This window comes from Castellaniella sp. (genome assembly GCF_036379515.1).
GTDB lineage: Bacteria > Pseudomonadota > Gammaproteobacteria > Burkholderiales > Burkholderiaceae_B > Castellaniella.
On the sequence record NZ_DASVGN010000032.1, the window covers coordinates 1 to 22,236 of the forward strand.

At 61.0% G+C, this 22,236-nt stretch carries 29 protein-coding genes and 1 tRNA gene; 18 read left to right on the forward strand and 12 right to left on the reverse strand.

Annotation, left to right across the window (positions count from 1 at the left end):
- Positions 1-4 precede the first annotated feature (4 nt).
- Positions 5-325: a CII family transcriptional regulator gene (locus tag VF285_RS11250; RefSeq protein ID WP_346952718.1), complete on the reverse strand. Its 321-nt coding sequence runs from the start codon at positions 323-325 to the stop codon at positions 5-7.
- Positions 326-453: 128 nt separating this feature from the next.
- Here VF285_RS11250 and VF285_RS11255 point away from each other — a divergent pair, with 128 nt between their 5' ends.
- Positions 454-726, forward strand: coding sequence for a hypothetical protein (locus VF285_RS11255; RefSeq protein WP_346952719.1), 273 nt, complete (start codon positions 454-456; stop codon positions 724-726).
- A gap of 146 nt (positions 727-872) precedes the next feature.
- On the opposite strand, the gene VF285_RS11260 is transcribed toward VF285_RS11255, so the two are convergent.
- Positions 873-1,100, reverse strand: coding sequence for a Cro/Cl family transcriptional regulator (locus VF285_RS11260; protein ID WP_346952720.1), 228 nt, complete (start codon positions 1,098-1,100; stop codon positions 873-875).
- Between the two features lie 353 nt (positions 1,101-1,453).
- Here VF285_RS11260 and VF285_RS11265 point away from each other — a divergent pair, with 353 nt between their 5' ends.
- The gene (locus VF285_RS11265; RefSeq protein ID WP_346952721.1) at positions 1,454-1,882 is read left to right on the forward strand and encodes a S24 family peptidase; all 429 of its coding nucleotides are present in this window, start codon (positions 1,454-1,456) and stop codon (positions 1,880-1,882) included.
- Between the two features lie 21 nt (positions 1,883-1,903).
- On the opposite strand, the gene VF285_RS11270 is transcribed toward VF285_RS11265, so the two are convergent.
- A complete protein-coding gene (locus VF285_RS11270) occupies positions 1,904-2,737 on the reverse strand; it encodes a DUF2569 family protein (protein WP_346952722.1) in 834 nt (277 codons plus the stop codon).
- A 175-nt stretch (positions 2,738-2,912) separates the two neighbouring features.
- On the opposite strand from VF285_RS11270, the gene VF285_RS11275 reads away from it, so the two are divergent.
- The 15 genes from VF285_RS11275 (at position 2,913) to VF285_RS11345 (ending at position 12,415) form a co-directional block, all read left to right on the forward strand.
- A complete protein-coding gene (locus VF285_RS11275) occupies positions 2,913-3,179 on the forward strand; it encodes a hypothetical protein (RefSeq protein WP_346952723.1) in 267 nt (88 codons plus the stop codon).
- The gene (locus tag VF285_RS11280; RefSeq protein WP_346952724.1) at positions 3,179-3,370 is read left to right on the forward strand and encodes a hypothetical protein; all 192 of its coding nucleotides are present in this window, start codon (positions 3,179-3,181) and stop codon (positions 3,368-3,370) included. The genes VF285_RS11275 and VF285_RS11280 overlap by 1 nt, the downstream gene beginning before the upstream one ends.
- Positions 3,367-3,630, forward strand: coding sequence for a hypothetical protein (locus tag VF285_RS11285; RefSeq protein WP_346952725.1), 264 nt, complete (start codon positions 3,367-3,369; stop codon positions 3,628-3,630). Before VF285_RS11280 ends, VF285_RS11285 begins: the two co-directional genes overlap by 4 nt.
- Complete coding sequence (locus VF285_RS11290) at positions 3,627-4,493, forward strand: PD-(D/E)XK nuclease-like domain-containing protein (protein ID WP_346952726.1); 867 nt, start codon at positions 3,627-3,629, stop codon at positions 4,491-4,493. The genes VF285_RS11285 and VF285_RS11290 overlap by 4 nt, the downstream gene beginning before the upstream one ends.
- A gap of 13 nt (positions 4,494-4,506) precedes the next feature.
- Positions 4,507-5,694, forward strand: coding sequence for a recombinase RecT (locus VF285_RS11295; protein ID WP_346952727.1), 1,188 nt, complete (start codon positions 4,507-4,509; stop codon positions 5,692-5,694).
- Between the two features lie 3 nt (positions 5,695-5,697).
- Positions 5,698-6,147 (forward strand): hypothetical protein, encoded by a 450-nt coding sequence (locus tag VF285_RS11300; protein WP_346952728.1) that lies wholly within the window; start codon positions 5,698-5,700, stop codon positions 6,145-6,147.
- Positions 6,144-7,937, forward strand: a complete 1,794-nt coding sequence (locus VF285_RS11305) for an AAA family ATPase (RefSeq protein WP_346952729.1) — start codon at positions 6,144-6,146, stop codon at positions 7,935-7,937. The genes VF285_RS11300 and VF285_RS11305 overlap by 4 nt, the downstream gene beginning before the upstream one ends.
- Positions 7,934-8,113, forward strand: a complete 180-nt coding sequence (locus VF285_RS11310; RefSeq protein ID WP_346952730.1) for a hypothetical protein — start codon at positions 7,934-7,936, stop codon at positions 8,111-8,113. Before VF285_RS11305 ends, VF285_RS11310 begins: the two co-directional genes overlap by 4 nt.
- Before the next feature lie 18 nt (positions 8,114-8,131).
- On the forward strand, positions 8,132-8,398 hold the full coding sequence (locus VF285_RS11315; protein WP_346952731.1) for a hypothetical protein: 267 nt from the start codon (positions 8,132-8,134) through the stop codon (positions 8,396-8,398).
- Positions 8,395-8,613, forward strand: coding sequence for a hypothetical protein (locus VF285_RS11320; protein WP_346952732.1), 219 nt, complete (start codon positions 8,395-8,397; stop codon positions 8,611-8,613). The genes VF285_RS11315 and VF285_RS11320 overlap by 4 nt, the downstream gene beginning before the upstream one ends.
- The gene (locus tag VF285_RS11325; RefSeq protein ID WP_346952733.1) at positions 8,610-8,939 is read left to right on the forward strand and encodes a hypothetical protein; all 330 of its coding nucleotides are present in this window, start codon (positions 8,610-8,612) and stop codon (positions 8,937-8,939) included. The genes VF285_RS11320 and VF285_RS11325 overlap by 4 nt, the downstream gene beginning before the upstream one ends.
- Positions 8,936-9,292 carry a hypothetical protein gene (locus VF285_RS11330; protein ID WP_346952734.1) on the forward strand — a complete coding sequence of 119 codons (357 nt, stop codon included), beginning with the start codon at positions 8,936-8,938 and terminating at the stop codon, positions 9,290-9,292. The genes VF285_RS11325 and VF285_RS11330 overlap by 4 nt, the downstream gene beginning before the upstream one ends.
- A 318-nt stretch (positions 9,293-9,610) precedes the next feature.
- Positions 9,611-10,042 carry a hypothetical protein gene (locus VF285_RS11335; protein WP_346952735.1) on the forward strand — a complete coding sequence of 144 codons (432 nt, stop codon included), beginning with the start codon at positions 9,611-9,613 and terminating at the stop codon, positions 10,040-10,042.
- Positions 10,043-10,237: 195 nt separating this feature from the next.
- On the forward strand, positions 10,238-11,158 hold the full coding sequence (locus tag VF285_RS11340) for a hypothetical protein (protein ID WP_346952736.1): 921 nt from the start codon (positions 10,238-10,240) through the stop codon (positions 11,156-11,158).
- A gap of 198 nt (positions 11,159-11,356) precedes the next feature.
- Entirely contained in the window at positions 11,357-12,415 is a 1,059-nt protein-coding gene (locus tag VF285_RS11345) for a site-specific integrase (protein WP_346952737.1), read from the forward strand.
- 16 nt (positions 12,416-12,431) lie between these two features.
- Here the strand turns inward: VF285_RS11345 and VF285_RS11350 are convergent.
- The 5 genes from VF285_RS11350 to VF285_RS11370 all read right to left on the reverse strand — a co-directional run bounded on the left by VF285_RS11350 (position 12,432) and on the right by VF285_RS11370 (position 17,408).
- Positions 12,432-12,507: transfer RNA gene (locus tag VF285_RS11350), tRNA-Asn, on the reverse strand.
- 48 nt (positions 12,508-12,555) lie between these two features.
- Positions 12,556-14,151 (reverse strand): DHA2 family efflux MFS transporter permease subunit, encoded by a 1,596-nt coding sequence (locus VF285_RS11355; protein ID WP_346952738.1) that lies wholly within the window; start codon positions 14,149-14,151, stop codon positions 12,556-12,558.
- The gene (locus VF285_RS11360) at positions 14,148-15,353 is read right to left on the reverse strand and encodes an HlyD family efflux transporter periplasmic adaptor subunit (protein WP_346952739.1); all 1,206 of its coding nucleotides are present in this window, start codon (positions 15,351-15,353) and stop codon (positions 14,148-14,150) included. Before VF285_RS11360 ends, VF285_RS11355 begins: the two co-directional genes overlap by 4 nt.
- 20 nt (positions 15,354-15,373) lie before the next feature.
- Positions 15,374-16,798: an efflux transporter outer membrane subunit gene (locus VF285_RS11365; RefSeq protein WP_346952740.1), complete on the reverse strand. Its 1,425-nt coding sequence runs from the start codon at positions 16,796-16,798 to the stop codon at positions 15,374-15,376.
- An 88-nt stretch (positions 16,799-16,886) separates the two neighbouring features.
- Positions 16,887-17,408: a MarR family transcriptional regulator gene (locus tag VF285_RS11370; RefSeq protein ID WP_346952741.1), complete on the reverse strand. Its 522-nt coding sequence runs from the start codon at positions 17,406-17,408 to the stop codon at positions 16,887-16,889.
- Between the two features lie 40 nt (positions 17,409-17,448).
- On the opposite strand from VF285_RS11370, the gene VF285_RS11375 reads away from it, so the two are divergent.
- Positions 17,449-17,745, forward strand: coding sequence for a hypothetical protein (locus tag VF285_RS11375; RefSeq protein ID WP_346952742.1), 297 nt, complete (start codon positions 17,449-17,451; stop codon positions 17,743-17,745).
- On the opposite strand, the gene VF285_RS11380 is transcribed toward VF285_RS11375, so the two are convergent.
- The 4 genes from VF285_RS11380 to VF285_RS11395 form a co-directional block, all read right to left on the reverse strand.
- Positions 17,675-18,883: a patatin-like phospholipase family protein gene (locus tag VF285_RS11380; protein WP_346952743.1), complete on the reverse strand. Its 1,209-nt coding sequence runs from the start codon at positions 18,881-18,883 to the stop codon at positions 17,675-17,677. The genes VF285_RS11375 and VF285_RS11380 overlap by 71 nt on opposite strands.
- Positions 18,870-19,769, reverse strand: a complete 900-nt coding sequence (locus VF285_RS11385) for a LysR substrate-binding domain-containing protein (protein WP_346952744.1) — start codon at positions 19,767-19,769, stop codon at positions 18,870-18,872. The genes VF285_RS11380 and VF285_RS11385 overlap by 14 nt, the downstream gene beginning before the upstream one ends.
- Before the next feature lie 103 nt (positions 19,770-19,872).
- A complete protein-coding gene (locus VF285_RS11390; RefSeq protein ID WP_346952745.1) occupies positions 19,873-20,262 on the reverse strand; it encodes a SirB2 family protein in 390 nt (129 codons plus the stop codon).
- A 69-nt stretch (positions 20,263-20,331) separates the two neighbouring features.
- A complete protein-coding gene (locus tag VF285_RS11395) occupies positions 20,332-22,131 on the reverse strand; it encodes an ABC transporter ATP-binding protein/permease (RefSeq protein ID WP_346952746.1) in 1,800 nt (599 codons plus the stop codon).
- Positions 22,132-22,236: the final 105 nt, after the last annotated feature.

The window sequence follows — 22,236 nt, forward strand, 5'->3', positions numbered from 1 at the left end:
GGATTCAGCCATGAGCGGCTCCATGATCGTCTTGCGCCAGGTCGGCCTGCAGATACTTGAGCGCCATGCGCTTTAAGGCCCGCATTTCTTCTGGCTCGACCACCATGGAATCCGTCGCTGACACTTGCAGGCCTATCACGGCCAGGATCTGGCAGATGCGCTCCAGGTCGTCTGTCACGGCCCGGCTGACCGTACTGGGTGACACACCCATGCAAGCGGCTGCATGCTCCTGCGTCACGTCTGCAAGACGCTGCAAGATGACCGCCTGAATCTGTGCACCGATCTTGCGGGTGCTTTCGGGCGCGTCAGGTGATGATGGGTTCATGGAAATCACCTCACACATCCAGCGGCCCGATCGGAACCTTCTTGTCCCGCTCGGGTGCATTGGCGCCCGGCTCCTCCCCCTTATGATTGGAGTTCTCACACAACAACCCTTTGGGAGAGGAGACAGGCATGGCTGCATATCTGATCGGATACGACTTGCATAAACTCGGACAGCGGTACGAAGCACTCAAGGCGCTTATCGAGCGCCTGTATCCGGGCTGGTGGCATTGCTTGGATTCCACGTACATCATCAAGACGCCTCTGACTGCTGCGCAGGTGCGCGACTCTCTGCACTCTGCTCTGGATGGAAACGATGTGCTGCTGGTCATTCCGGTAGGCTCGGCTTGGGCGTCCCTGAATCTGCCGCAGAACTGCGTGGATTGGCTGAACAAGAACCTGTAGTCGAGCCACGCTCATCTACCATCGGCACGAACCCCTTCCGGATCATTTCGATGTTTCCGGGATGGGTCGAAATTTTGGTTTCCTCGACCAGCGCGAAGGGAATTCCGTTGCGCTTGCAGATCGTGCCAGCGGGTAGGGTGAAGATTTCACGCATGCTCAGCCTCGATGAGTTCCGGCCAGATGTCAGGGCGCAGTTCTTCGCGCCGAACGAATCCGCTTGACTCTTCATCAAGCGCCCGCGCAAGCGCACCGTCGAGGCTCGGTTTCGTCGAGAGCGCCTTGCGCAGATATCCGACGGTGGTATGGCAGCGGCGCGCGTAGTCGTCCTGATCTGCGCGACTGAGGCTATTGAGGTATCGACGTAGGCGTTCCATGCATGAATCTTACCTATAGGTAACGTATCAGTCAATACCCATAGGACATTTACTTGTAGGTAACTAATTGCTGAAATCTTGCTATGGATAAATATGACGAGCGACGAGTGGCACTCCAAGCCTTGCGCGAGAAACTTGGACGCGGTGCGATACGTCAGATTGCTGAGGCAATCGGTAAAGACCCGAGCTACGTTTCGAGAATGCTGTACCCGCCCACAAAGGATGGGTACAAGCGTATTGGGGAGGACTCTGTGGACGCACTGAACCGGGCGTTTCCCGGATGGATGGACGAATCAACAGGCGCCGCGATTGTTCGAGCGGCTACAACGCGACCACCAGTAGGTTACGTGCGCTTGGAGCATCTTTCACCGCGTCCATCCATGGGACGCGGTGCCACGATTTCTGAGCCCGTTCAGATAGTTCAGTATCTGGATGTTCTGGAGCAATGGGTGCGTCAGCACGTCGGCAGCACGAACCCGACAAAGATCAAGATTCTGACGGGCAACGGCAACAGCATGGCACCCACAATCCAGGACAAGGACCTGGTGTTCGTGGATGTGGAGTGCCACACCATCGACGCTGCAGGTGTCTATGTGCTGGACGTGGCCGGGCGCTTCATCCTGAAGAAGGCCATGATCCTGTCGAACGGCACGCTCATCATCCGCAGCGACAACACGGCTGAATACCCGGACGAAGAACGGTACGACCTGCGCCACATGGCCGAGCAAGACATTGTGGTGTGCGGCAAGGTGCTGGCTTGGTGGACGCTACGGAAGGGTTAGGCCGCGCCTTCTGGAGCTGATTCAGCGTCGCCTGAGCACCCCAGCGCCCAACGCGCGTCCGTATGTGTTCCGCACGCGCCACGACTGTTTCAAGTAAAGGGTCCAGACCGATGCGAAAACTACAGCGCCGATGAGTGACCCGAAGAGATTACCAATCGACAGTGCGTCCGTGGCCGGCCATATCAACCAATAGAGTTCGGCGTCTGCGGCCAGACTCGCCGCCGGACCGGATACCCACAAGACCAGTATCGCGAATCGAGGCACACTCGAGTCGCGCTGACGCAACAGGCGCCACCCGGCCACGAAACTCATGATCGCTGCCAGCCACGTGGTCGACCAGACCATGGCGACGAACGTTGGCCAATATTCCGCGTATGCGGCTGATAGCATCTGAGACGCAGACTGAAGATCAGCGTATGTGCTGCCCAGCGCCCCGAGCGCCCTTAGTATGAAGAGCGCAATGAGCACCGTTAGCCACCCGCCAATGCCGTAAAGACCTGCTTTTTTGTCCGGCGCAGCGGTGACAGGCGTGCGCGCTGCGCGCTGTGTCGATCCCAGCCTCAAGTGATTCATGATGTCGCTCATTATTGCTGCAACCATGCTGGGGATCGCTAAGGCTAAGCCAGGGACTGCGAACAAAAGCGCCCAGTACCATGACCACCCAAAAGTGACTGTCGCACCGAAGTACGAGGCAATCGTCAACGGCAGTAGAAACCGGAACGTCAAGCACACGACGACCACCACCCAAGCCCACCTCCCGATCCACAGCTCCAACCCCATGGCGCCTACAGCAACTTGCGCCAAACCAAGCGCGAGCATCGAGACGAACCCGAGCAGTACTAGAAGACCACGCATAGTCTCTCCCTTCCGTGTGACTAAATAATACGACAGCCTGGAGGCTCGGACTAGCTATCAACTTTTTCGAACCGATAAAAATAATTTTGTGTTCTTGAATTACCTGTAGGTATTGACATTAAAATTACCTATAGGTATCATTCTCCCATCGTCACAACAGACGCGGGAGACACAGATGGGCAAGCACGGAATCATCAACGCACGTTATCTGCAAGCGCGTCGTCGCGCCGCACGCTGGCAAGCACCAGCGCACGACAAAGCTCCGGCTCTGCGTCCCCAGGGTGAATCACGCGTCACGGTCGGTTGCCTGCGCGACCCGGCGGCCCCGATAGAAATCTTCCCGGCCATCCACACGCCAGCATCGATGCGCGTGGACCGCTATGACCTGGTGGCAGTGCTCGCACTTATCGGGTTCGGACTGATCTTCTTCGGGGTGATCTGATGGCCTCCGAAATGAAAGCAGGCGTGCAGCTCATGGCGCGTATCGGCAACAGCTTTGATCAAGCTCTTGCGGCCGCATGGCTCGCAGCACCTGACCACGATAGCCGTGTAGGGCTCGAGGCGGCGTTCCCGCAGATCTTCGACTCGTTCGCAGAGACCGCAGCTATGGCCGGGTACGAGGTGCAGCAATGATTCTCGACACCCACATTTGCGGCATCCCGTGCCAGGTCGACGTGACTCACTTCATCAGCCAGCGCCCCATGGGCTCGATGGCAGATAGCGACCGCGACTGCTACGGCTACACAGAGATCGACTTCGAGGTGCTGGATTCTCGCGGCCGGCCCGCACCGTGGCTTGCCCGCAAGATGACTGACGTGGACACGCGCGCCGTCGAGCAAGAGATTATTGCGGCGCAAGAGGCCGAAGATCGCTATTGCGAGGAACCAGTATGAACGCACTCGCCGAACCGATCGCCCGATCACCCGGCCTGTACCCGGACCTGGACATCGACGCCTACCACGCTGACACCACAGCCATCAGCAAGACCGGGCTGGACCTGATCGAGCGAAGCCCAGCGCACTACTACGCCGAGTATCTGGACCCGGCCCGCCCACCCCGCGAGGACGACGAAACCACGGCGCGCCTGGTCGGGCACCTTGCCCATTGCGCGATCCTGGAGCCTGCAGAGTTCGACAAACGTTATGCGGTGGGCCCGGACGTTTCGCGCGCCACGAAGGCCTGGAAGGAATTTGTGGCCAGCTTGCCGCCAGGCGTCACGGCCATCAAGCCGGACCAGCGTGAAACAGCAATGCGTCAGGCTGAATCTGTGCATCGTCTTCCAGATGTCCGGGAAGCGCTCGACCATGGGGGCCCCGAAGTATCCGCGTATTGGCAAGACCCCACGACGGGCATCCTGTGCCGCTGTCGTCCCGACTGGGTGCATGACGCTGGACCCGCCCGCGCAATCCTCGTGGACGTGAAGACGTACAGCAACGCCACCCCGCACGAGTTTGCCCGCCAGGTCGCCCGCATGCGCTACCACGTACAGGCCGCGTACTACTCAGACGGATTCGCCAAAGCTGCGTTCGTGGACGTGCTTGCCTTCCTTTTTCTCGCGGTTGAGACCGAATACCCCTATGCGGCGAGCGTCACGATGCTCGACGACGACGCCATGGAGCAGGGCAGGGCCGAATACCACCGCAACCTCGAAACCTATGCGCAGTGTCTGAAATCCGGCCAGTGGCCTGGGTATTCGACTGCCGTTGAAACCGTGTCGCTGCCCCGTTGGGCGCTGACCGACGTTGATATTTACTGACAGGAGATTTCCCATGGCTGCAAATCCCGCAACCTCGATTGTCGAGCTCAAGCGCACCTCGAAGATGGTCGCTCGTGACGCCGGTATCGGCAATGTGAAGAAGTTTTTCGAGAGCCAGAAGGGCACGCTGATGGCAGTGCTCCCTAAGCACGTCAATCCTGATCGCATGCTCAAGATCGCCCTGGGCGCTCTGCGCACCACGCCGAAACTCATGAACTGCAGCGTCGAATCTCTCATGGGCGCCGTGGTGCATTGCTCGCAGCTGGGGCTGGAACCGAATACGCCTCTTGGCCACGCCTACTTGATCCCCTTCGAGAATCGCAAGAAGGGCGTGACTGAGGTTCAGATTGTGCTGGGCTACAAGGGGCTGATCGATCTTGCCCGCCGGTCCGGGCAGATCGTGAGCATCGCGGCGCACGAGGTCTGCGAGCACGACGAATTTGCCTACAGCTACGGTCTGGACGAAACGCTGGTGCACAAACCCACCATGGGCGCGCGCGGTCCTGTGATCGCGTTCTACGCGGTGGCCAAGCTGGTGGGCGGTGGCCACGCCTTTGAGGTCATGAGCGCCGAGCAGATCAACGAAATCCGCGACAACAGCCAGAACTACAAGTTCGCCCGCGACAAGCGAGCCACCGTGTGGGACCAGCACTACGCGGAGATGGGCCGCAAGACCGTGCTTCGCCGCCTGGTGAAGTATCTGCCGGTGTCGATCGAAATGGCATCAGCAGCTGCCCTGGATGAGCTGAGCAGCGTTGGCCGCTCACAGGCGCTGGATAACGTTCTGGATGGCGACTACATCACGCCGATGGACGACGGCGACGACGAAGGCGACGGCGACGATCAGAGCGCCGCATCAGACGTCACGCCTGCCGATACCGCAGCCGCCGCACCGGTTGGTCAACACAAGGGGGCCCACACGCCAGCGAAAGAGGCTGCCCCCGCCTACCTCGACGCCGACAAGGTCCTGGCCAGCATCAAAGCCGCCAAGGACCAAGACGTGCTTTCCCTGGCCGCCGACGGCATCCAGGACTGCGACCCCGCGCGCCAGCCCGAGCTCAACCGCGTCTACCAGCACCGCCGTGACGAAATCGATGGCGTCGTGGATGAGGACGACAACCCATTTTCAGAGAACCCGGCCCCGGCACCGGCACCCAAGCCCGCCGCGCGCCGCAGCAACGCAGCACTTGACCTGGAGTAGGCCATGGACAAGTTCCGATACGCTGGCAGTGCGGAAATTCGACACCTGAATATCCGCAAAGAAGGCCCGGATGACGAGAAGATCCTGGCCGTGGACATCAAGTTTCTGTGCACTGCCCCAGCCACGATGTTCGACTTTTTTGACGAAGGGTTGCGTAGCGTCCTCTACACAGATATCGGCGCCGTAAAGAACATGTCGATCAGCCCGATTGGGTTCACCAACGTCGTCATGAACTGCGATCTGTCGATATTCGAATACCGTTACGGCGGTGTGGACGTCGGCAAGTTCAGCCTGAAGCCAAAGGACGGCAATCTGGTTGAAATGACGTTCGGCATCAGCATCCAGCCGACCGGATCAGAGGTGGCGCAGCTGTCTGAGTTTGTTGCCGACGAAGTCAACATCGTGATTGAGCCGCAGCCAGAGCTGCAATTTGGTGAAAAGGCGGCGGCATGAAGATTACCCACATCACCATCGACAATCTGGTCGGCATCGAAAGCGTGGATGTCGCCCTGCCCACGTCCGTCGCGGTATTCGCCGGTCAGAACGGCGTCGGCAAGTCCAGCATCAGGGAAGCCGTCCGCGCCGCCCTGCTGGGCATGCCCGAGCGCGTGGTCAAGAAAAAGGACCTGGCCCAGCTGGTGCACGGCGAAGAAAAGCGCGGCAGCGTCGTGCTAGGGCTGGACGGCGGTCAGGCGTCATTCACGGCCCCGAACGGCAAACAGGAATTGGTGCACGGGCTGACACAGATCACCTGGGACAAGCAGATGCGAGCCCTGCCGTACTGCCTGGACCCGGCGGCATTTGCCCGGTCCACGTCCGATGAGCGCCGCAACCTGCTGTTTGCGATCACTGGCGCGAGCAGCGAGCCCAAGGACATCATCGCGGCTATGCGGGCTCGGAAGCTCACCGACGCTGTCATCAAGGCCATCACGCCCATGATCGACGCTGGGTTTCAGGGCATGGCGAAGCGCGTCGAAGAGTGCCGCCGCGATGCTACGGCCAGTTGGAAAGCCATCACGGGCGAGACCTACGGGCACGTCAAAGCCGAGGCCTGGGCCGCACCGGTCGGGGTCCCTGTGGATGAAGCGGCCATCACGAAGCTGCAGGTCCTGGTGGATAACCTGCAGCACCGCATCGCGAACGGCCACACGGAGTTGGGCGCGGCCGAGCAGAAGCTGAAAGCTTGGCTGCAGGCCGAAGAGCAGCACGGCGCCGATGAGAAGCTGGCCGCGCGCGCCGCTGATCTGGCGGTCAAGTTGCAGCAGGACCAGGCTGACCTCGCGCGTTGGGATGAACAGGTGCAGCAGCTGGAACAGCGGGCCGGTACCGGGCCGCGTGTGGGTCTGGTGCATGACCTGGCGCGGGCAGTCGCATGGCTTCTGAACGCATCCGGCGTCAGTGTGCCGGACGAGCACGTCGGTGCGTTGGAGGTCTATGAGGCTGAGTACGGTGAACTAGACGCTCAAGCTGATCCCGAGGCTGCCACGCAACTGCCCGAGGCCCGCAAGGCCCGCGATCTCATGCAGCGCGCCGTGGCGAACGACCAGCGCGACATCGAAGCCGCCAAGGCCGCCAGTGCCCGGCTGCAGCAACCCGTGGAGCGTGGCAGCCAGACCGATGTAGACCGCATCCGAGATTTCCTGCGTGCAGCCGAAACCGAGCTGGCGCAGGCCACCGCCAGCCTCAATAGCCGGCTGGCCGAACAGCAGGCCGCCGCCCGAGCGACGGAGCGCACCGAGAAAGCCGCCGCCGCGCATCGCGAGGTGCAGGACTGGCAGGCAGCGGTGGATGCACTCTCACCCGGCGGCATCCCTGCCGATGTCCTGGGCAAGTGCCTCGGGCCCCTGAATCTCGCGCTGGCCGGCATCTGCCGCATGCTCAATTTCCCTCGCGTGGAGATCATCGGTAACGACATTTCGATCCACGCCTACGGGCGGCCCTACGCGCTGCTGTCGGGGTCGGAGCACTGGCGCGTGGATGCGCAGATCGCGCTGGCCCTGGCCGAGCTCTCGGGCCTGCGGTTGGTGGCGTTGGATCAGTTCGACATCCTGGATCTACAGGGGCGGGCGGACTGCATCACGGGTCTGGACCGGCTGGCCGAAGCCGGGAAGATCGAAACGGCGCTGGTGTTTGGGACGTTCAAGAAATTGCCAAATTTCGCAAGTTTTCCGTGCGTCGTCGGGCACTGGGTTGAGGGCGGGCGCATCACAGAAACGACCGCTGTCGCGGAGATGGCGGCATGACGAAGGATCAGGTCATCGAGCGGCTGCGTGATATCGCGCAAAACAAAGGCGACCCGGAAATGGCGCATGGCGATGCTGACGATGCGGTGATGCAGTTCTTGCGCGAAATCGGCCACGGTGAAGTTGCAGACGAATTTGAGCGAGCCAGAGAAACAGTTCCGTTCTGGTACGCATAGACCATTTGAGGAAGTGACATGGACATCAAACAGGCAATCGAGCGCGTTCGTGCAATCGACGAAAGGCTCGACAGTATCAAGAGTTTCGTCAATGACGGCTGCCATGACGGCGGGTCCGTCGAAATCACCTACGGGTCGCGCCGCATCAAAGTCACGGCGCTGTTCACCGCCACCGAGAAGCGGGAACTGATCGAGGCCGAGGCTATGCGCCTGCAGGCCGAGCGCACCAAGTTGGCTGGCGTCATCGACATGGCCAACGCGGCGCTGAAGGGGATCGGAGCATGACCACCTTCATCGACATCCGCGAACTGGACTACGACACTGTGCGCGACATCGTTGAGCAGTCCGGAGCGTCCTGGCCTGCCGACGATTCGCGCGAGTCCCGGCTGTTCCGGTTTCAGGTCCGGCGGATTGCCACCGAGGCATTCCGGCGTGGGGCGCAGGCACGGCAGGATATTGATGCTGCGGCAGCGAAGATGTTTGCAGCGGAGCGGTCATGAGCACACAGCACACGCCGGGGCCCTGGCTCGCCAGAGCGATCGGGACATTCAACGAGCCCGGATACGCGGTGTTCTGGGAAGACCGCAGCAAGTCCGGTGTACACACCCGTCGCCTAGACTACAAGGGCTGCTTCACCGAGGCGGACGCCCACCTGATCGCCGCTGCGCCTGATCTGTACGAGGCGCTGAAGCTGGCCCTGAAAGCGCTGAACGCAATCGGCCAAGAAATGACCGTAGGGGAGCGCTACACGAATGCTGGTCAGTACCTGATCGATGCGCTGCCCCCCTGCACTACTGCTCTGGCCAAGGCTGAGGGGAAATCATGACATCCATACACACGCCAAAGCGCGTATTTGACGTTGATCTGTTTGAGTCTGCCGCCAAGGCAGCCGGAATCACGCTCGAATGGTGGGACGACGGTGAATCGCTAAACCCTGGCTACATCGTGAACCGCGAGGGTGACTGGGTGTCATGGGACCCACTCACAAACGATGGCGATGCGCTGCGGCTGGCGGTGAAGCTGGAAATCAACATCCTGCCGACCATGGAAGAAGCAAGCGCCCGCAACCCGAGCCATACAGGTTGGATCAACGAGGATGCGGCTCGCGATCCTTACGCAGCCACCCGCCTTGCCATCACTCGCGCAGCCGCTGAAATTGGCAGGAGGATGGAATCATGAGCAACCCATACAGCCGCATTAGGCGGGCACAACGGCGCAGAGAGACATCCCAGCCCGATGACACCAGTCACGCGATCCTGCCGCCGGGCCCGTGCGAGACCTGCGGCGGTACCGGGTGGATCGGTGGCCCCAGCTACTACCAACCCGACGAGGGTGGCGAGCCATGTCCGGATTGCGATGGGTCGGGCGTGGCCAAGATGCAGGAGGGATGATGACCAAAACCGAAATCGCCCTGGTCGTTGCCATCGGCGTCGCTTGTTTTATCGCTGGCGCCTTGACCGCTGTCATAGCTCTGTGAGCCTGCCTGGAGCCTATCAAATGATCGACACACAGAAGCTGCGCAACAGATCTCAATGGATTGCTCTACGCGCCGAAGAAGACTTTGCGCTGCACTACAAGATAGCCGACGCCCTGGACGCCCAGGCAGCGGAGATAGCGCGGCTGAAGGATTTGCAAGAGATCATCTCACTGTCCGGGGCCGCAGCTCTTGAACGTGCTGGAGTTGAGACTGTGGACGATCCTGGCGAAGCTATCGATGCGCTCGTGGCCGACAAAGACCGAGAGATAGCGCGGCTGCGTGAAGCATCAGCCAGGGCGCTGCACTCTGATGCCGTGGCAGACGCCGCAATGGAAGACAACCGGCGCTTGCGCGAAATCGTGGAAATGATGGCAGCCGGGAACGCTGAATACGACGTGCTGCAGGCTGCGGCACAAGCTGCGCTCGCACAGGAACAGGGAGAGGAAAAATGATCTGGATCGTAATTTACTTGCTAGTCGGCATAGTCGTTCTGGTCGCGCTGACCTTGCGCAATCTGCCGCATGACGTGTGCGTAAGTGACTTGGTCGCTGTGCCATTCGTGATTGCCGGGTGGCCTCTTGTACTTGTAAGAGTAGCTGCGAGCTGCCACATCATGGAGCGCCGTCTATTCACTATTGGGAGCGATCATGACGACGGAGACTGAAATCAAGCTTCCAGAACCCGTAGGCTATCTGGACGAAAACGGCGGCTATTGGCAAACGACGACAAGCCCAGAAGAACTGACAGCGCTCTTCACAGAGGATCAAGTAATGGCCCACGCACGCGCTGCAGTCAAAGCCGACCGGCAGGACCATGTCGAGAATGATCTCGCAATGGTGCCAAGCGACGATGATCTACTAGGATGCGCTGGCGTGACGCGCAACGGCGGCCTGCCATCTATCATCGGCACCGCTGACATCCGGCGGTTTGCTGATTGCGTCCGGAAGCATTTTGGCAGCCGTCCTGGCGCAAGCGCGGAGGCGTCGGTGATCCTCGGTGCGTTGTTCGATCTGGTCAATGTGCTTCGCAAACGTCATTACGGGCGCATGCCGGATGAAGTTCGAGAGGCATATGAACGCGCCTGGGCGATTGTGTTTTCGTCGCCTGCCAAACTGCCAAGCGCCCCTGTAGCGCAGGAGCCGGTGCAGCTGGCGTGGCGCGTCGTGGATCGTGAGACAGGGATACCGCACACGGACTGGATCGACGGAGATGGTGGCGACCAGAGCGCCGAACCTGTGTTTTCGGGCGGTCTTATACAACGTGCCTACGCCGCTCCCGTTGCCGCCCAGGCGCAGAAGTGGCCCGACAACTGGCCCGACCAGCTCAAAGGCGAGTATCAACAGAGCCTAAAAGATAGGCGCAAGACCGCGCAACTCTGCGCCCAGGATCGGGAGGATATGGAACACATGCTGGCTCTGAAAGAGGCTGGGTGCAATGCCGCATCAGACAGTTACTTCGGTGTCCGACCAAGTTTGCCTGAAACGATAGAGACGCGAATGCTGTTCGAGGACGGCTTCGATCGTGGGTATGACGCTGCCCGTGCAGCGAAGGAGCCCGACCGTGGCTGACGAAAAAGCTATCACGCTCAAAGACGCCGCCCAGCGTTTGGGGCTGTCGTACCAGACTGTCTTTGCCCGACGCCACGAGATCGGCTTCCGGCTTCCGGGCTGCCGCAAATGGTGCGTCTGGCCCTCGACCCTTGAAAAAATCAGCAGACCGCATTACAAGGTTGTACGGCTGGCGCTGCGATCAACAGGAGATTCAACATGTCGATCAAACAGCGCGGCGCTACCTGGTGGCTCGATATCGCAGCACCAGGCGGCCAAAGAATTAGGCGCTCTACTGGCACGAGCAACAGGCGCGAAGCCCAGGAGTACCACGACCGGCTGAAGGCCGATCTGTGGCGTCAGGACAAGCTGGGCGATGCCCCGGAGCGCACATTCGAGGAAGCGGCATTGCGGATGCTGCAGGTGTATGAGGGCCGCAAGAGTTACGCCACCAAAGTGCGACATGTTGCATTCTGGCAGGCGCAGTTCGCAGGGCGCACCCTTTGTTCTTTGACAACCGACGAGATACTGGACGCGCTGCCCACCCATGCCGAGCGCAAGCACCAGAAGCGCAGACCGGTGACAGCAGCCACGCGCAACCGGTACCTGTCCACCATTGGCCGCATGCTGTCCTTGGCGGCTGAATGGGGCTGGCTGGCTGGCGGCCCTAAGTTGCGCCGGGCGCCCGAGCCAAAGGTCAGAGTCCGCTGGGCCACGCATGAGCAGGCTCGGGCCTTGCTGGCCGCGTTCTCTCGTGCCTGGATTCAGGACGCCGCGGAGTTCGCCTTGCTTACTGGCATGCGGGCCGGGGAAATCCTCAAGCTCAGGTGGGCCGACGTGGACCTACCCCGGTCAGGGGCCTGGGTGACAGCGGACCATGCGAAGTCTGGTCGGGCCAGAGCGGTGCCGCTGAACGCTGAGGCGGTCGCCGTGATCCGGCGGCGCATCGGTACGCACATAGAGCGGGTATTCACGCGCAACGGCAAGCCCCAGAAGCAGGTTGACCCCAAAATGTTCGCCCGGGCGTGCGACAGGGTGGGGCTGGCCGACTTCCATTTTCACGACCTGCGCCACACGTGGGCCAGCTGGCATGTCCAGGCGGGCACCCCGCTTTTCGTGCTGAAGGAATTGGGCGGCTGGGAGACGCTGGAAATGGTGAAGAAGTACGCGCACATGGACGGCGCAACGCTGGCCCATTGGGCAAACCACGTCACATTTACGGCACAGTCAGGCGCACAAACAAAAACCGCCACGGACAAGGTGGCGGTAAATGCTTGATACTACTGGTGTTTCTTGGCTCCCCGACCAGGGCTCGAACCTGGGACCTGCGGATTAACAGTCCGTCGCTCTACCGACTGAGCTATCGGGGAATTGCGAAGAAGCGAAACTATAGCACAATTTATCCTGCGACGTTATGCCTAGTGCGCGGCACTGGCGTGCCCTCCGGAGCCCGTTTTGGGGCGCGCCAGCCAGATCAGGCTGATGAGCACAAGGAACAGAATGGCCGAGGCGTAGAAGAAGTCGGTAGCCGACATCGTATAGGCCTGCTGATTGATGATCCCGTCCAGCAGCTTGGCGCCTTGTTGGTGAGTCAGCCCCAGATGCGTGAGGCCCCCCATGATGTGATCGAAGGCAGGCTCGCCGGGACGGGCCACTTCGGTGAGCTGGCTGTGGTGCAGGGTGGCGCGGTTGTCCCAGAGGGTGGTAGTGATGGAGGTACCGAACGCCCCGCAGACCAGTCGCACGAAGTTGGTGAGACCCGCTGCAGCCGGAATCCGGTCGTGACGCAGTCCTGAGAGCGAAATGGCCGTCAGCGGGATGAAGAACGTGGCCATGGCGATGCCCTGAATGAAGGTAGGCAGCATCACGGCAAAGAGATCGACTTGCGTGTTGTAGAGTGCGCGCATGTAGCTGATGAGCGCAAAGACCAGGAACGCCACGGTTGCGATGATCCGGGGGTCCAGGCGCGTCATGAGCTTGCCCACGACGGGCGAGAGGATGATCGCCAGTACCCCTACCGGAGCCAGCGCGATGCCGGCCCAGGTGGCTGTGTATCCCATGGTGTTTTGCAACCACAAGGGCAACAGTACGACGGTGCCGAAGAACACGCCGTAGGCGATGGAAAGAGCCACCGTGCCTGCCGAGAAATTACGCTCGGCGAAGAGGGTCAGGTCCACGACGGGGTGGCTGGCTGTCAGTTCCCAGATGATGAAATACACGAAAGCAATGACGGCCACGATGGCCAGCACGGCGATGAAGGGACTGCCGAACCAGTCCAGGTCCTTGCCTTTATCCAGCATCACTTGCAGGGAGCCCACCCATACGACGAGCAGGAACAGGCCCATGCGGTCGATGGGGAGCTTGACGCGACGGCTGTCGCGAGTCTTGTAGATTTGCCACGAGGCCCAACCGGCCAGGATGCCCACCGGGATGTTGATGTAGAAAATCCACGACCAGGCATAGTTGTCGGAGATCCAGCCCCCTAGAACGGGGCCTGCGATGGGCCCTACCAGAATGGTCATGGACCAAAGCGCAAGTGCCATGCCGGCCTTGGCGCGCGGATAGCTCGCCAGCATCAGCGCCTGCGAAAGCGGAATCATGGGGCCCGAGACCGCTCCCTGAAGGACGCGAAAGAACACCAGCGACTCCAGCGACCAAGACAGGCCGCATAGCCACGAGGTTGCCACGAACAGCAGCACCGCGAGCACGAAGAGGCGCACTTGGCCAAAGCGTTGCGTCAGCCATCCCGTCAGAGGGACTGTAATGGCGTTGGCGACCGCGAAGGAGGTGATGACCCAGGTGCCTTGCGTGGCGCTGACGCCGAGGTCGCCGGCGATGGTCGGTATCGAGACGTTGGCGATAGAAGAATCGAGCACGTTCATGAACACCGCTGCCGACAGGGCAATCGTGCCGAAGGTCCGTACCCGGCCTTCCAACGGGGACAGAGCCTCTGCTGCCGACGCGCCGGCGTGGCTATTCTCAGAGGCCTGCGCAGAGGCAGACGCTTGACTCATGAGGCGAGGTTTTCTTGAATGATGTGCCGGATGAGGGCGTTGACCTCGGCCGGACTATGGTCGTAGACGGGTGTGTGGGAGGCCGCCGTGGGTGCGCCTTTGGGAGCCGTCTTTGGGGTCGTGGACAGGTCTACATCAACCGTCATCGACAGACCCACGCGCAACGGGTGCTTTTTCAGCTCGGCGGGGTCCAGTGCAATGCGCACGGGGACCCGTTGGATCACTTTGATCCAGTTGCCGCTGGCATTTTGAGCAGGGAGCAGAGCAAAGGCGCTGCCGCTGCCCGCCGAGATGCCTACCACGGTGCCGTGATAGGTCACCTTGCTGCCGTAGAAGTCCGAGACCAGCGTGGCCTTTTGGCCTGGTTCCACGTCAGCCAGCTGGTTTTCCTTGAAGTTGGCGTCTACCCACAGGCTTTGCAGCGGAACGATGGTCATGAGGGGCGTACCCGGCTGGATGCGTTGGCCCAGTTGAACCGAGCGTTGTGCCACCATGCCGCTGACAGGTGCCAGCACATGAGTGCGCACGTTGGCGAGCCAGGCTTGCCGAACTCGATCGGCGGCCTGCCGGACGTCCGGGTGATTAGCGACGGTACTGCCGCGCGTCAGGGCCTGGTTGGTCGCGAGTTTGGCTTTGGCCGCCGCAAGGGCTGCCTTGGCTTGAGCAACGCCCGCTTGGGCTGACTTGACGGCGATCTGGGCGTGCAGCAATTCTTCGCCACTCACCCCGCCCGTGTTGCGCAAGGCGTTACGCCGCTGCAGGTCATTCTGAGCCTTGTGCAGCTGTGTGTCGGCTTGCTCCACGTTGGCCTCGCCCACCGCGACGTCAGCTGCCAGAGCGTCGTTTTGCACGAACAGCGTCTGTGTATGGCGTACGGTCTGTGCCAGAGATTGTTCAGCCTGTGTCAGCGCGATTTCGGTGTCACTGCCATCGAGCGTGACCAGGCGGGCCCCTTGAGTAATGGTCTGAGTGTCGTCGGCGTCGATGGCTGTGACCGTTCCTGGAATCTGGGCACTGACCTGGACGAGGTTGCCGTGAACATAGGCGTCGTCGGTGGACTCGTAATGAGAGGCGTAGATCGTCCACCACACGCCGTAGAGCACGGCAATCAGAATGAAAACGATCGTGGCCCACACCAGCAGACGCTTGCGAGTGGTCTTGGTCTTGGCCTTGGTCTTGGTACCGGTACTGGATTCAGTCATGATTCAATGAGGCAAAGGAATTAATGTGATGTCTTAGGGGTGGTTTGACCCGATGTCGGCTCTTGGTAGCCGCCACCCAGGGCTGTTTCCAGCTGAGCGTCCAGAATGTAGGCGCGCGCATGCAGATCGGTGGTCTGAATGGTCTGCTTCAAGACTTCGCTTTGTGCGAGCAAGACCTGGACGAAGTCACCCAGCCCCTGGCGGTAGCGGTCGAGTGCCACGTCGTAGGCCGATGAGATCGCTTTCAGGCTGGCTTCCTGGTGCTGGATCTGGTCTTGCAAAGAACGGATGGAGGCGCTGGTGTCGGCTACTTCGCGCAGGGCCGTCAGGACCGTCTCGTTATATTGCGCGATGGCCGCATCGCGGGCGGCTCGGCGGCCAGCAAGCTTTGCGTTGAGTGCGCCCGCATTGAATATGGGGAGCGTCAGGACGGGGCCCACACTATCGTTGCGGCTGCTGCTGCGAATCAGCTGGTCCATCCCCAGAGACAGGTAGCTGGCCACCACGGAAAGGTTCACGTTGGGCAGAAAGTCCGCTTTTGCAGCGGAAACCTCAGCACCCGCTGCCTCGGCCTGCAGGCGAGCCGCGACGATGTCGGCGCGGCGCCCCAGCAAGGCCATGGGCATGTGCTCAGGTACGCCTTGCGGCAGGGCGCGCCCGTGTTGTGCGGCCACGGCGGGCAGCTGTTCGGGTGCCATCCCCAACAAGGCAGCCAACTGATGCTGCAGCAGGTTGACGTTGTTGCGTGCCTGGGCCAGCTGCACTTGTGCCGCTGAAACCGCAGAATCCGCCTGGTCTACGTCGACCTGGGTACCCAGGCCGTTGCGGTAGCGGTCGCGGGTGATGTCCAGTGCCTTCTGCAGTTTGCCCACAATGGTTTCTATGGCCTGTGATTGTGCCAGCGCGTCTTGCAACTGGAAGTAGCTTTGAGACACGGCCGATACCAGGAGTGCGCGAGCTTGTTGCGCCTCTGCCTGTGCTGCCAGGGCTTGCTGTCCTGCGGCTTTGGCCAGTGACCGTTGCTTGCCCCATAGGTCGAGGTTGAAATCCAGCTCCAGGCCAAGGCCGGTATCGGTTTGGAACGACCCGCCCAGTGGCGGCGGGTAGATGTAAGTTTCGCTCAACCGCTCACGCGTCACGTGGTAATTGGCGTTGACCTGCGGCCATTGGACAGCGCGGGCGCCCCGCGCGGTGGCCTGTGCCATGCGGACCCGTGCCGTTGCCACTTGTAGGGTGGGGCTGGATTTGAGGGCCTGTGCAATCAGTGCGTTGAGTTGAGGGTCCTGATAGCGCGTCCACCATTGGGTGTCGGGCCAGGCGATGGGGGCCTGGGCTTCGAGCGCCAGCGAGTGGGCCGTGACGGGTTGGACGGCGGATGGGCCAGGATCGATCTGGGCACATGCCGAGAGCGAGAGAGCGAGCAACAGGGGGAGCAGACGTTTCATGCTGACAGAAAACTGAATATTGTTGATGTTGACTGTATCTGACTAGGCAATTATATAAGGCCTGTCAATGGATATGAGTGAGCAGTGGCTATTTTTTGTCGCCTGGCTGTGCGTCGAAATAGTGCTCTCCATTGGCAATCATGCGTTTGAGCAGGCTGAGGAGCATGCGGAATTCGTCTTCAGAGAAGCCTTGCAGATGAAGGTTCAGCGTGTCGGCGATGAGCGGCAGGATGCGCGAAGTGACTCGGTGACCCTCATCGGTGAGCACGATCTTGACGACGCGCCGGTCGTCGCAAGCACGCTCGCGCTGAAGAAATCCCTTGGCCTCCAGTCGGTCCAAGGCCCGAGTGACGGCCCCGGTGTCGATGTTGAGCGCGCGTGCCAGTTCTGCTGGCGTGTCTATGCCTTTGTGGTGAATGAGCAGCAGCGGGCGCCACTGATAGGCCGTCAGGCCCAGGGGGCAAGCCTTATGGTCCATGACACGATGCAGCAGCATGTGCAGGTGTTTCAGGAGAAGGCCGACGTTGTGATCGGGCCCGAGATCCCCGGGATCACTGCTGTAGAAGCCGGACTGCGTTGTGTGTTCCGGCGGGATGAGAGGTGCTTGCATACTAGAATTGTATACCTCAGTATCTGACTAGGCAATTACCATGAACTTACCCACCCGCAGCGTGTTCTGGACGGGGTTCATGCTGGCGGGCTTAAAGGCGGTCTTCTTTTCGGTCAAGGCCGTGGTGGCGCAGCTGCTGTCTCTGCAGGGTGTAGGCGCGCTGGAGGCTGCCAGGTATTACTCGCCCAGTTTCCTTGGCGTTCTGGGCCAGCCGGGGCCGGTGCCCGCCCTGATTCTGGGGCGGCGCAGAGTCCGAGTCCCCCTGATTATTTTGCGGTCTTGGTCCTGGATGGGGACATGGTCTGTTCGATTTCGTCGCGGTGCACGTCGTGTGTGACGAATCCGGAGTCATTGTCCGGCATGTCCAGGTATGACGGATGCGCCAGTGTATTTCGACTGTCGTGCAGACCGCTGGCCCAGTGCTCACGCATCGTGGCGGGCCCGAACTGGAAGTCGCGGAAGTGCTGTTCGTAGGGCTTGTCGCGGTAGATCAGGTGGATGATGTTGCTGCGGGGAGATGCTGCCAGCTCGGCAGCCTGTCGGCAGGCAAGGAGTTCGTCTCGCAGCTTTTCGGGGACATTGTCCAGCACCTGGCGCAGCAGGCGTTGCATTTTCCGGTAGCTGCGCATTTCGTTGGTGACCGAGCGCGTACGGCTGGAATAGCGGATGTCCTGAACGCGGTCGCCCACTTCGCTCAGGTTGTGCGGTACCGGGCCGCGCGCGGACCAGAGGTCCACCTGGAACACGAGCGAGTCGCGTTCCGGGTGCTGTTGCAGCACTTTGGCCAGTGGTGTGTTCGACACCAGGCCCCCATCCCAGTAGTATTCACCTTCGATTTCAATGGCTGGGAAGGCAGGGGGGAGCGCCCCTGAAGCCATGAAATGCTCGGGTTGCAGGCGGGTGCGGTGGTTGTCGAAGTAGGCAAAGTTTCCAGTCCGCACGTTGACCGCTCCCACTGACACGTGCAGTCCGGAGTCGTTGATGCGATCGAAGTCGCATAGCGCTTCGAGTGTTTCTTTGAGCGGACGTGTATCGTAATGGCCCACGCAGGTCGGGTCCAGTGAACTGGACAGAATCGCCGGCGGAAACCGAGGTCGGAAGAAACCCTTTTGCCCCACCATGAGGGCGCTGCTGGCGTGCAGCGCCCCTAGTGCCTGGCGAGCCAGGTCGCTGGTGTGGAACAGGCTTTGCTCCATCAGGGGGTTGGCGCTGGTTCCGAAGTAGGGTTGACAGATCAGGTCCCAGAATTCGTGCAGGCGTTCGATCTGGCGCTCCGGAGGGTTGCCGGCAATGATGGCGACATTGATGGCGCCGATTGAAATCCCGGCCAGATCAGTGAGCGTGATTCCGGCTTCGTGCAGCCCTTCGTAGACGCCGGCCTGGTAGGCTCCGAGCGCGCCGCCGCCCTGAAGCACCAGCGCGCGTACTTGGTACGCCTCTGAGGCGGTGACGACCCGGTTTTCAGTCTTGGGCATGAGCAGGAATCTCCAGTGAGTTCAGGAAGGCCTCAATCAGCGTACCGCGATATCGGCTGCGGTGCAGCACGATCGAGAGGCGTCTGTCCAGATGCAGAAAGGGCGTATGCAGTACGCGCAGGCGCCCGGTCGCCACGGCGTCGCGCGTGGCAGCCTCGGGCAGGCACGCAATGCCCAGCCCTGCGATGACGGCCTGCTTGATGGCCTCGATCTGACCCAGTTCCAGTAGGATTCTCCCCGGCGGCAGCGATGTGAGTGCCTGTTCGGTCTGGTCGCGGGTCGCGGAGCCGCGCTCGCGCAGAATCCAGTGCGAACCAGCAAAATCCTGGGGTACGAGTGCCGATTTTCGTGCCAGAGCATCCGCCGGCGATGCGCATACCACCAGCGCGTCGTTGCGCCAGGTCAGAGTCTCGAGTTGCGAGTGGTGCACAGGCCCTTCGACACAGGCCAGATCGATTTCTCGATCGAGCAACCGGCGTGTGATGTCTCGTGTGTTGTCCACTGTCAAATGCAGGGCGATCATGGGGTGTTGGGCCACGATTGGCCCCAGAAGTTCCCCCACGAGGTAGTTGCCTACGGTGTTGCTGGCGCCGATGTGCAGTTCTCCGCTCAATGCATCCGCTGGGTTGGCCTGGCGGCGCTGCATGTCCAGAAGGCGTTCAACGATTTCCTGGGCGCGCGCAAGCTGTTCAGCGCCCTGGGCATTCAGATGCAGCCGCCCTCGAATGCGGTCGAACAGGGGCGTTCCCAAGTGGCGCTCGAGGTCGGCGAGCGCCATGCTGACCGCGGGCTGGGTCAGGTGCAGCTGATCGGCGGCTCGTCGCACGCTTCCCAGCGTGGCGACGGCGATGAAGACTTCGAGCTGGCGGGTGCTGATGCCAATCATGGATGCCTGAGTGTTTATTTATTCAGACAAATTTATAGCATTCTGGAACATCATTCAAAATATTGATGGCGCTTTGACCGATGATGCCTTGTTCGGGCGGGTTTCAGGCAAACCACGAGGCGGGATCGTGCCGAATGGCGACCCCTACGATGTACGCGAAGATACCGACCGCAAGCAGGGCTGCCGTGAACCTCGTGCCTGGGGTAGGCCCGCGCTTGATGGCAATGGTTCCGACCACGATGTAGCACGCCAGCAGGGCAAGCTTGGTGAGTATCCAGGGCTGAAAGGGGCCAACCAGAATGGCCAGGATCACGCCGCAGATGAACAGTATGCTGTCGACCACGTGGGGCGCGATGCGCACCAGGCGGCTTTGCAGCAGCGCTGAACCGGTGATCGACCAGTAGGCGCGGATGGTGAAGAAGACGATGCTCAGACTGACGGCAGTCATGTGCAGGTTCTTGATGGGGGTGTAGAACTCCATGGGACCTCGCATGCGGACCGCACGGCGTGTGCGGCGGAATCAGCCAGGGGAGTGTACCGTACGGACCTGCCCGCGGCAGGTCTACGGCGTTACGCTAATGGGGGATAGCGTCCATCCGCCTCCCCGACCTTGCAGCACGAGCTCGATTCCATGGTGACGCCGCAACGAGCTGCGGTGGCCCACGCTGACGATGCGGGCATCGGGCAGACGCTCACGCAGCAGTCTGTACATGGCATCTTCCAGGCCTTCATCCATGGCCGAGGTTGCCTCATCCAGGAAGGCGACGCTTGGTTGTGCAATGAGCAGGCGGCCAAAAGCGAGTCTCTGTTGTTCGCCCAGAGACAGGATGCGGCTCCAGTCGTCGCGCAGATCCAGCCTGTCGCTCAAGTGTCCCAGTTGCACCAGATTCAGGGTCGCGATGTCATCGTCTTGTGTGCTTGGGTCGACTGGTTGCGGGTAGTGCAGCGCTTGCCGCAGCGTGCCCAGAGGCAGATAGGGTTTCTGGGCCAGGAACAGCGAAGAGGCTTGTGGCCGGACGATCTCTCCGGAACCGTAGGGCCAGATGCCCGCGATCATGCGTAACAGCGTGGTTTTCCCCGCACCTGAAGGGCCGCGCACGAGCAGGGGCTGTTCGCTGGAGACCTCCAGGTTGACGTCCTTGAGCAGGGCTTCGCCATCCGGGCGGCAGACTGTGACGTTCAGGAGCGCGAGGCGGTGCCCGTCCTGGCGGGTCGCGGGCAAGGTCATGGCGCGCGCCGCGTCGATTGTCTCGTCAAATCCGGTCAGACGGTCCAGGGTGGCGCGATAGGTGGCGAAACTGTCGTAGATGTTGCGGAAGAAGGATAAATTGCTCTGCAGCTGCCCGAAGGCCTGTGCTGTCTGGATGAGATCGCCCAGACTGATCTGCTTGGTGAAGAAGCGCGTGGCCTGGATGATGAATGGAAAGACGACCGCCGCTTGCGTGACGACGAAGTTGAACCCCAAAAACTTGAGTGACCGGTAGATGATGGCCCAGGCATTGCCAATCACCTGGCGAAACACCTGACGCAGCATGCCGCCCTCAACGCGTTCGCCTCGGTAGAAGGCGATGCTCTCGGCATATTCGCGCACGCGAACCAGGGCGTAACGATAATCAGCGTTGAGTTTTTCATTCAGGAAGTTCAACCGGATGAGCGGCTTGCCGATCCAGATCGCCAGAATGGTGGCAACGAAGACGTAGATGAATACCAGAAACACCATCGCACGCGGGATGTCGTATCCCAGGACGGTCATAGGGCCTGACAGATGCCAAAGGATTGTCGTGAAGGCGATGGTCGATACCGACGAGTTGATGAGGCCTACCCCGAGCGTCATGGAAGTCTGCGCAAAGCTCGTGATGTCCTGCTGGATACGCTGATCCGGATTGTCGGCCAGATGGCTGAGCGAAAGCGACCGATAATAGGCCTGATGCTCGGTCCAGCGCACCAGCATGCGCTCGTTGAGCCATTCGCGCCAATGCACCGTGAAGGCCTGCTCCACGTAGAAGTCGAACAGCGATCGCACGACGTGCACCGTGGCCAGGATGGCGAAAAGCAGCATGGCGGCCCAGAAGCCCGCCTCGTCGAGCTTTTGCAGTGCGCTGTACATGGTGTTGTACCAGTTGGAGAACAGCACATCCACGCGCACGGCCGCCAAGGTCAGGAGCAGAATCAGGGCCAGCCCGGCAATCGGTTTCCAGCTGCGTCGCGGCGAAAAATAGGCGGCAGTCAGTTGCCAGAACTGTGGGCCCCAGCGCGTGAAGCGCACCAGGCCCCAGGTGGCGAGTGCCCCGACCAACAGGGTCAGCACATAGGCTTTGACGAGCCACAGACCACTATCGGCCAGCACTACTTTCCATTCCATGGGAGTCGGAGTTCCTTGAAAGGCAGATCCACGTTTGGCCCGCTGCCGGGCATTGTAGGTTGGATGGATCGTACCTGAAAAGGTTTCCGGCTCCCAGGTTCAGCC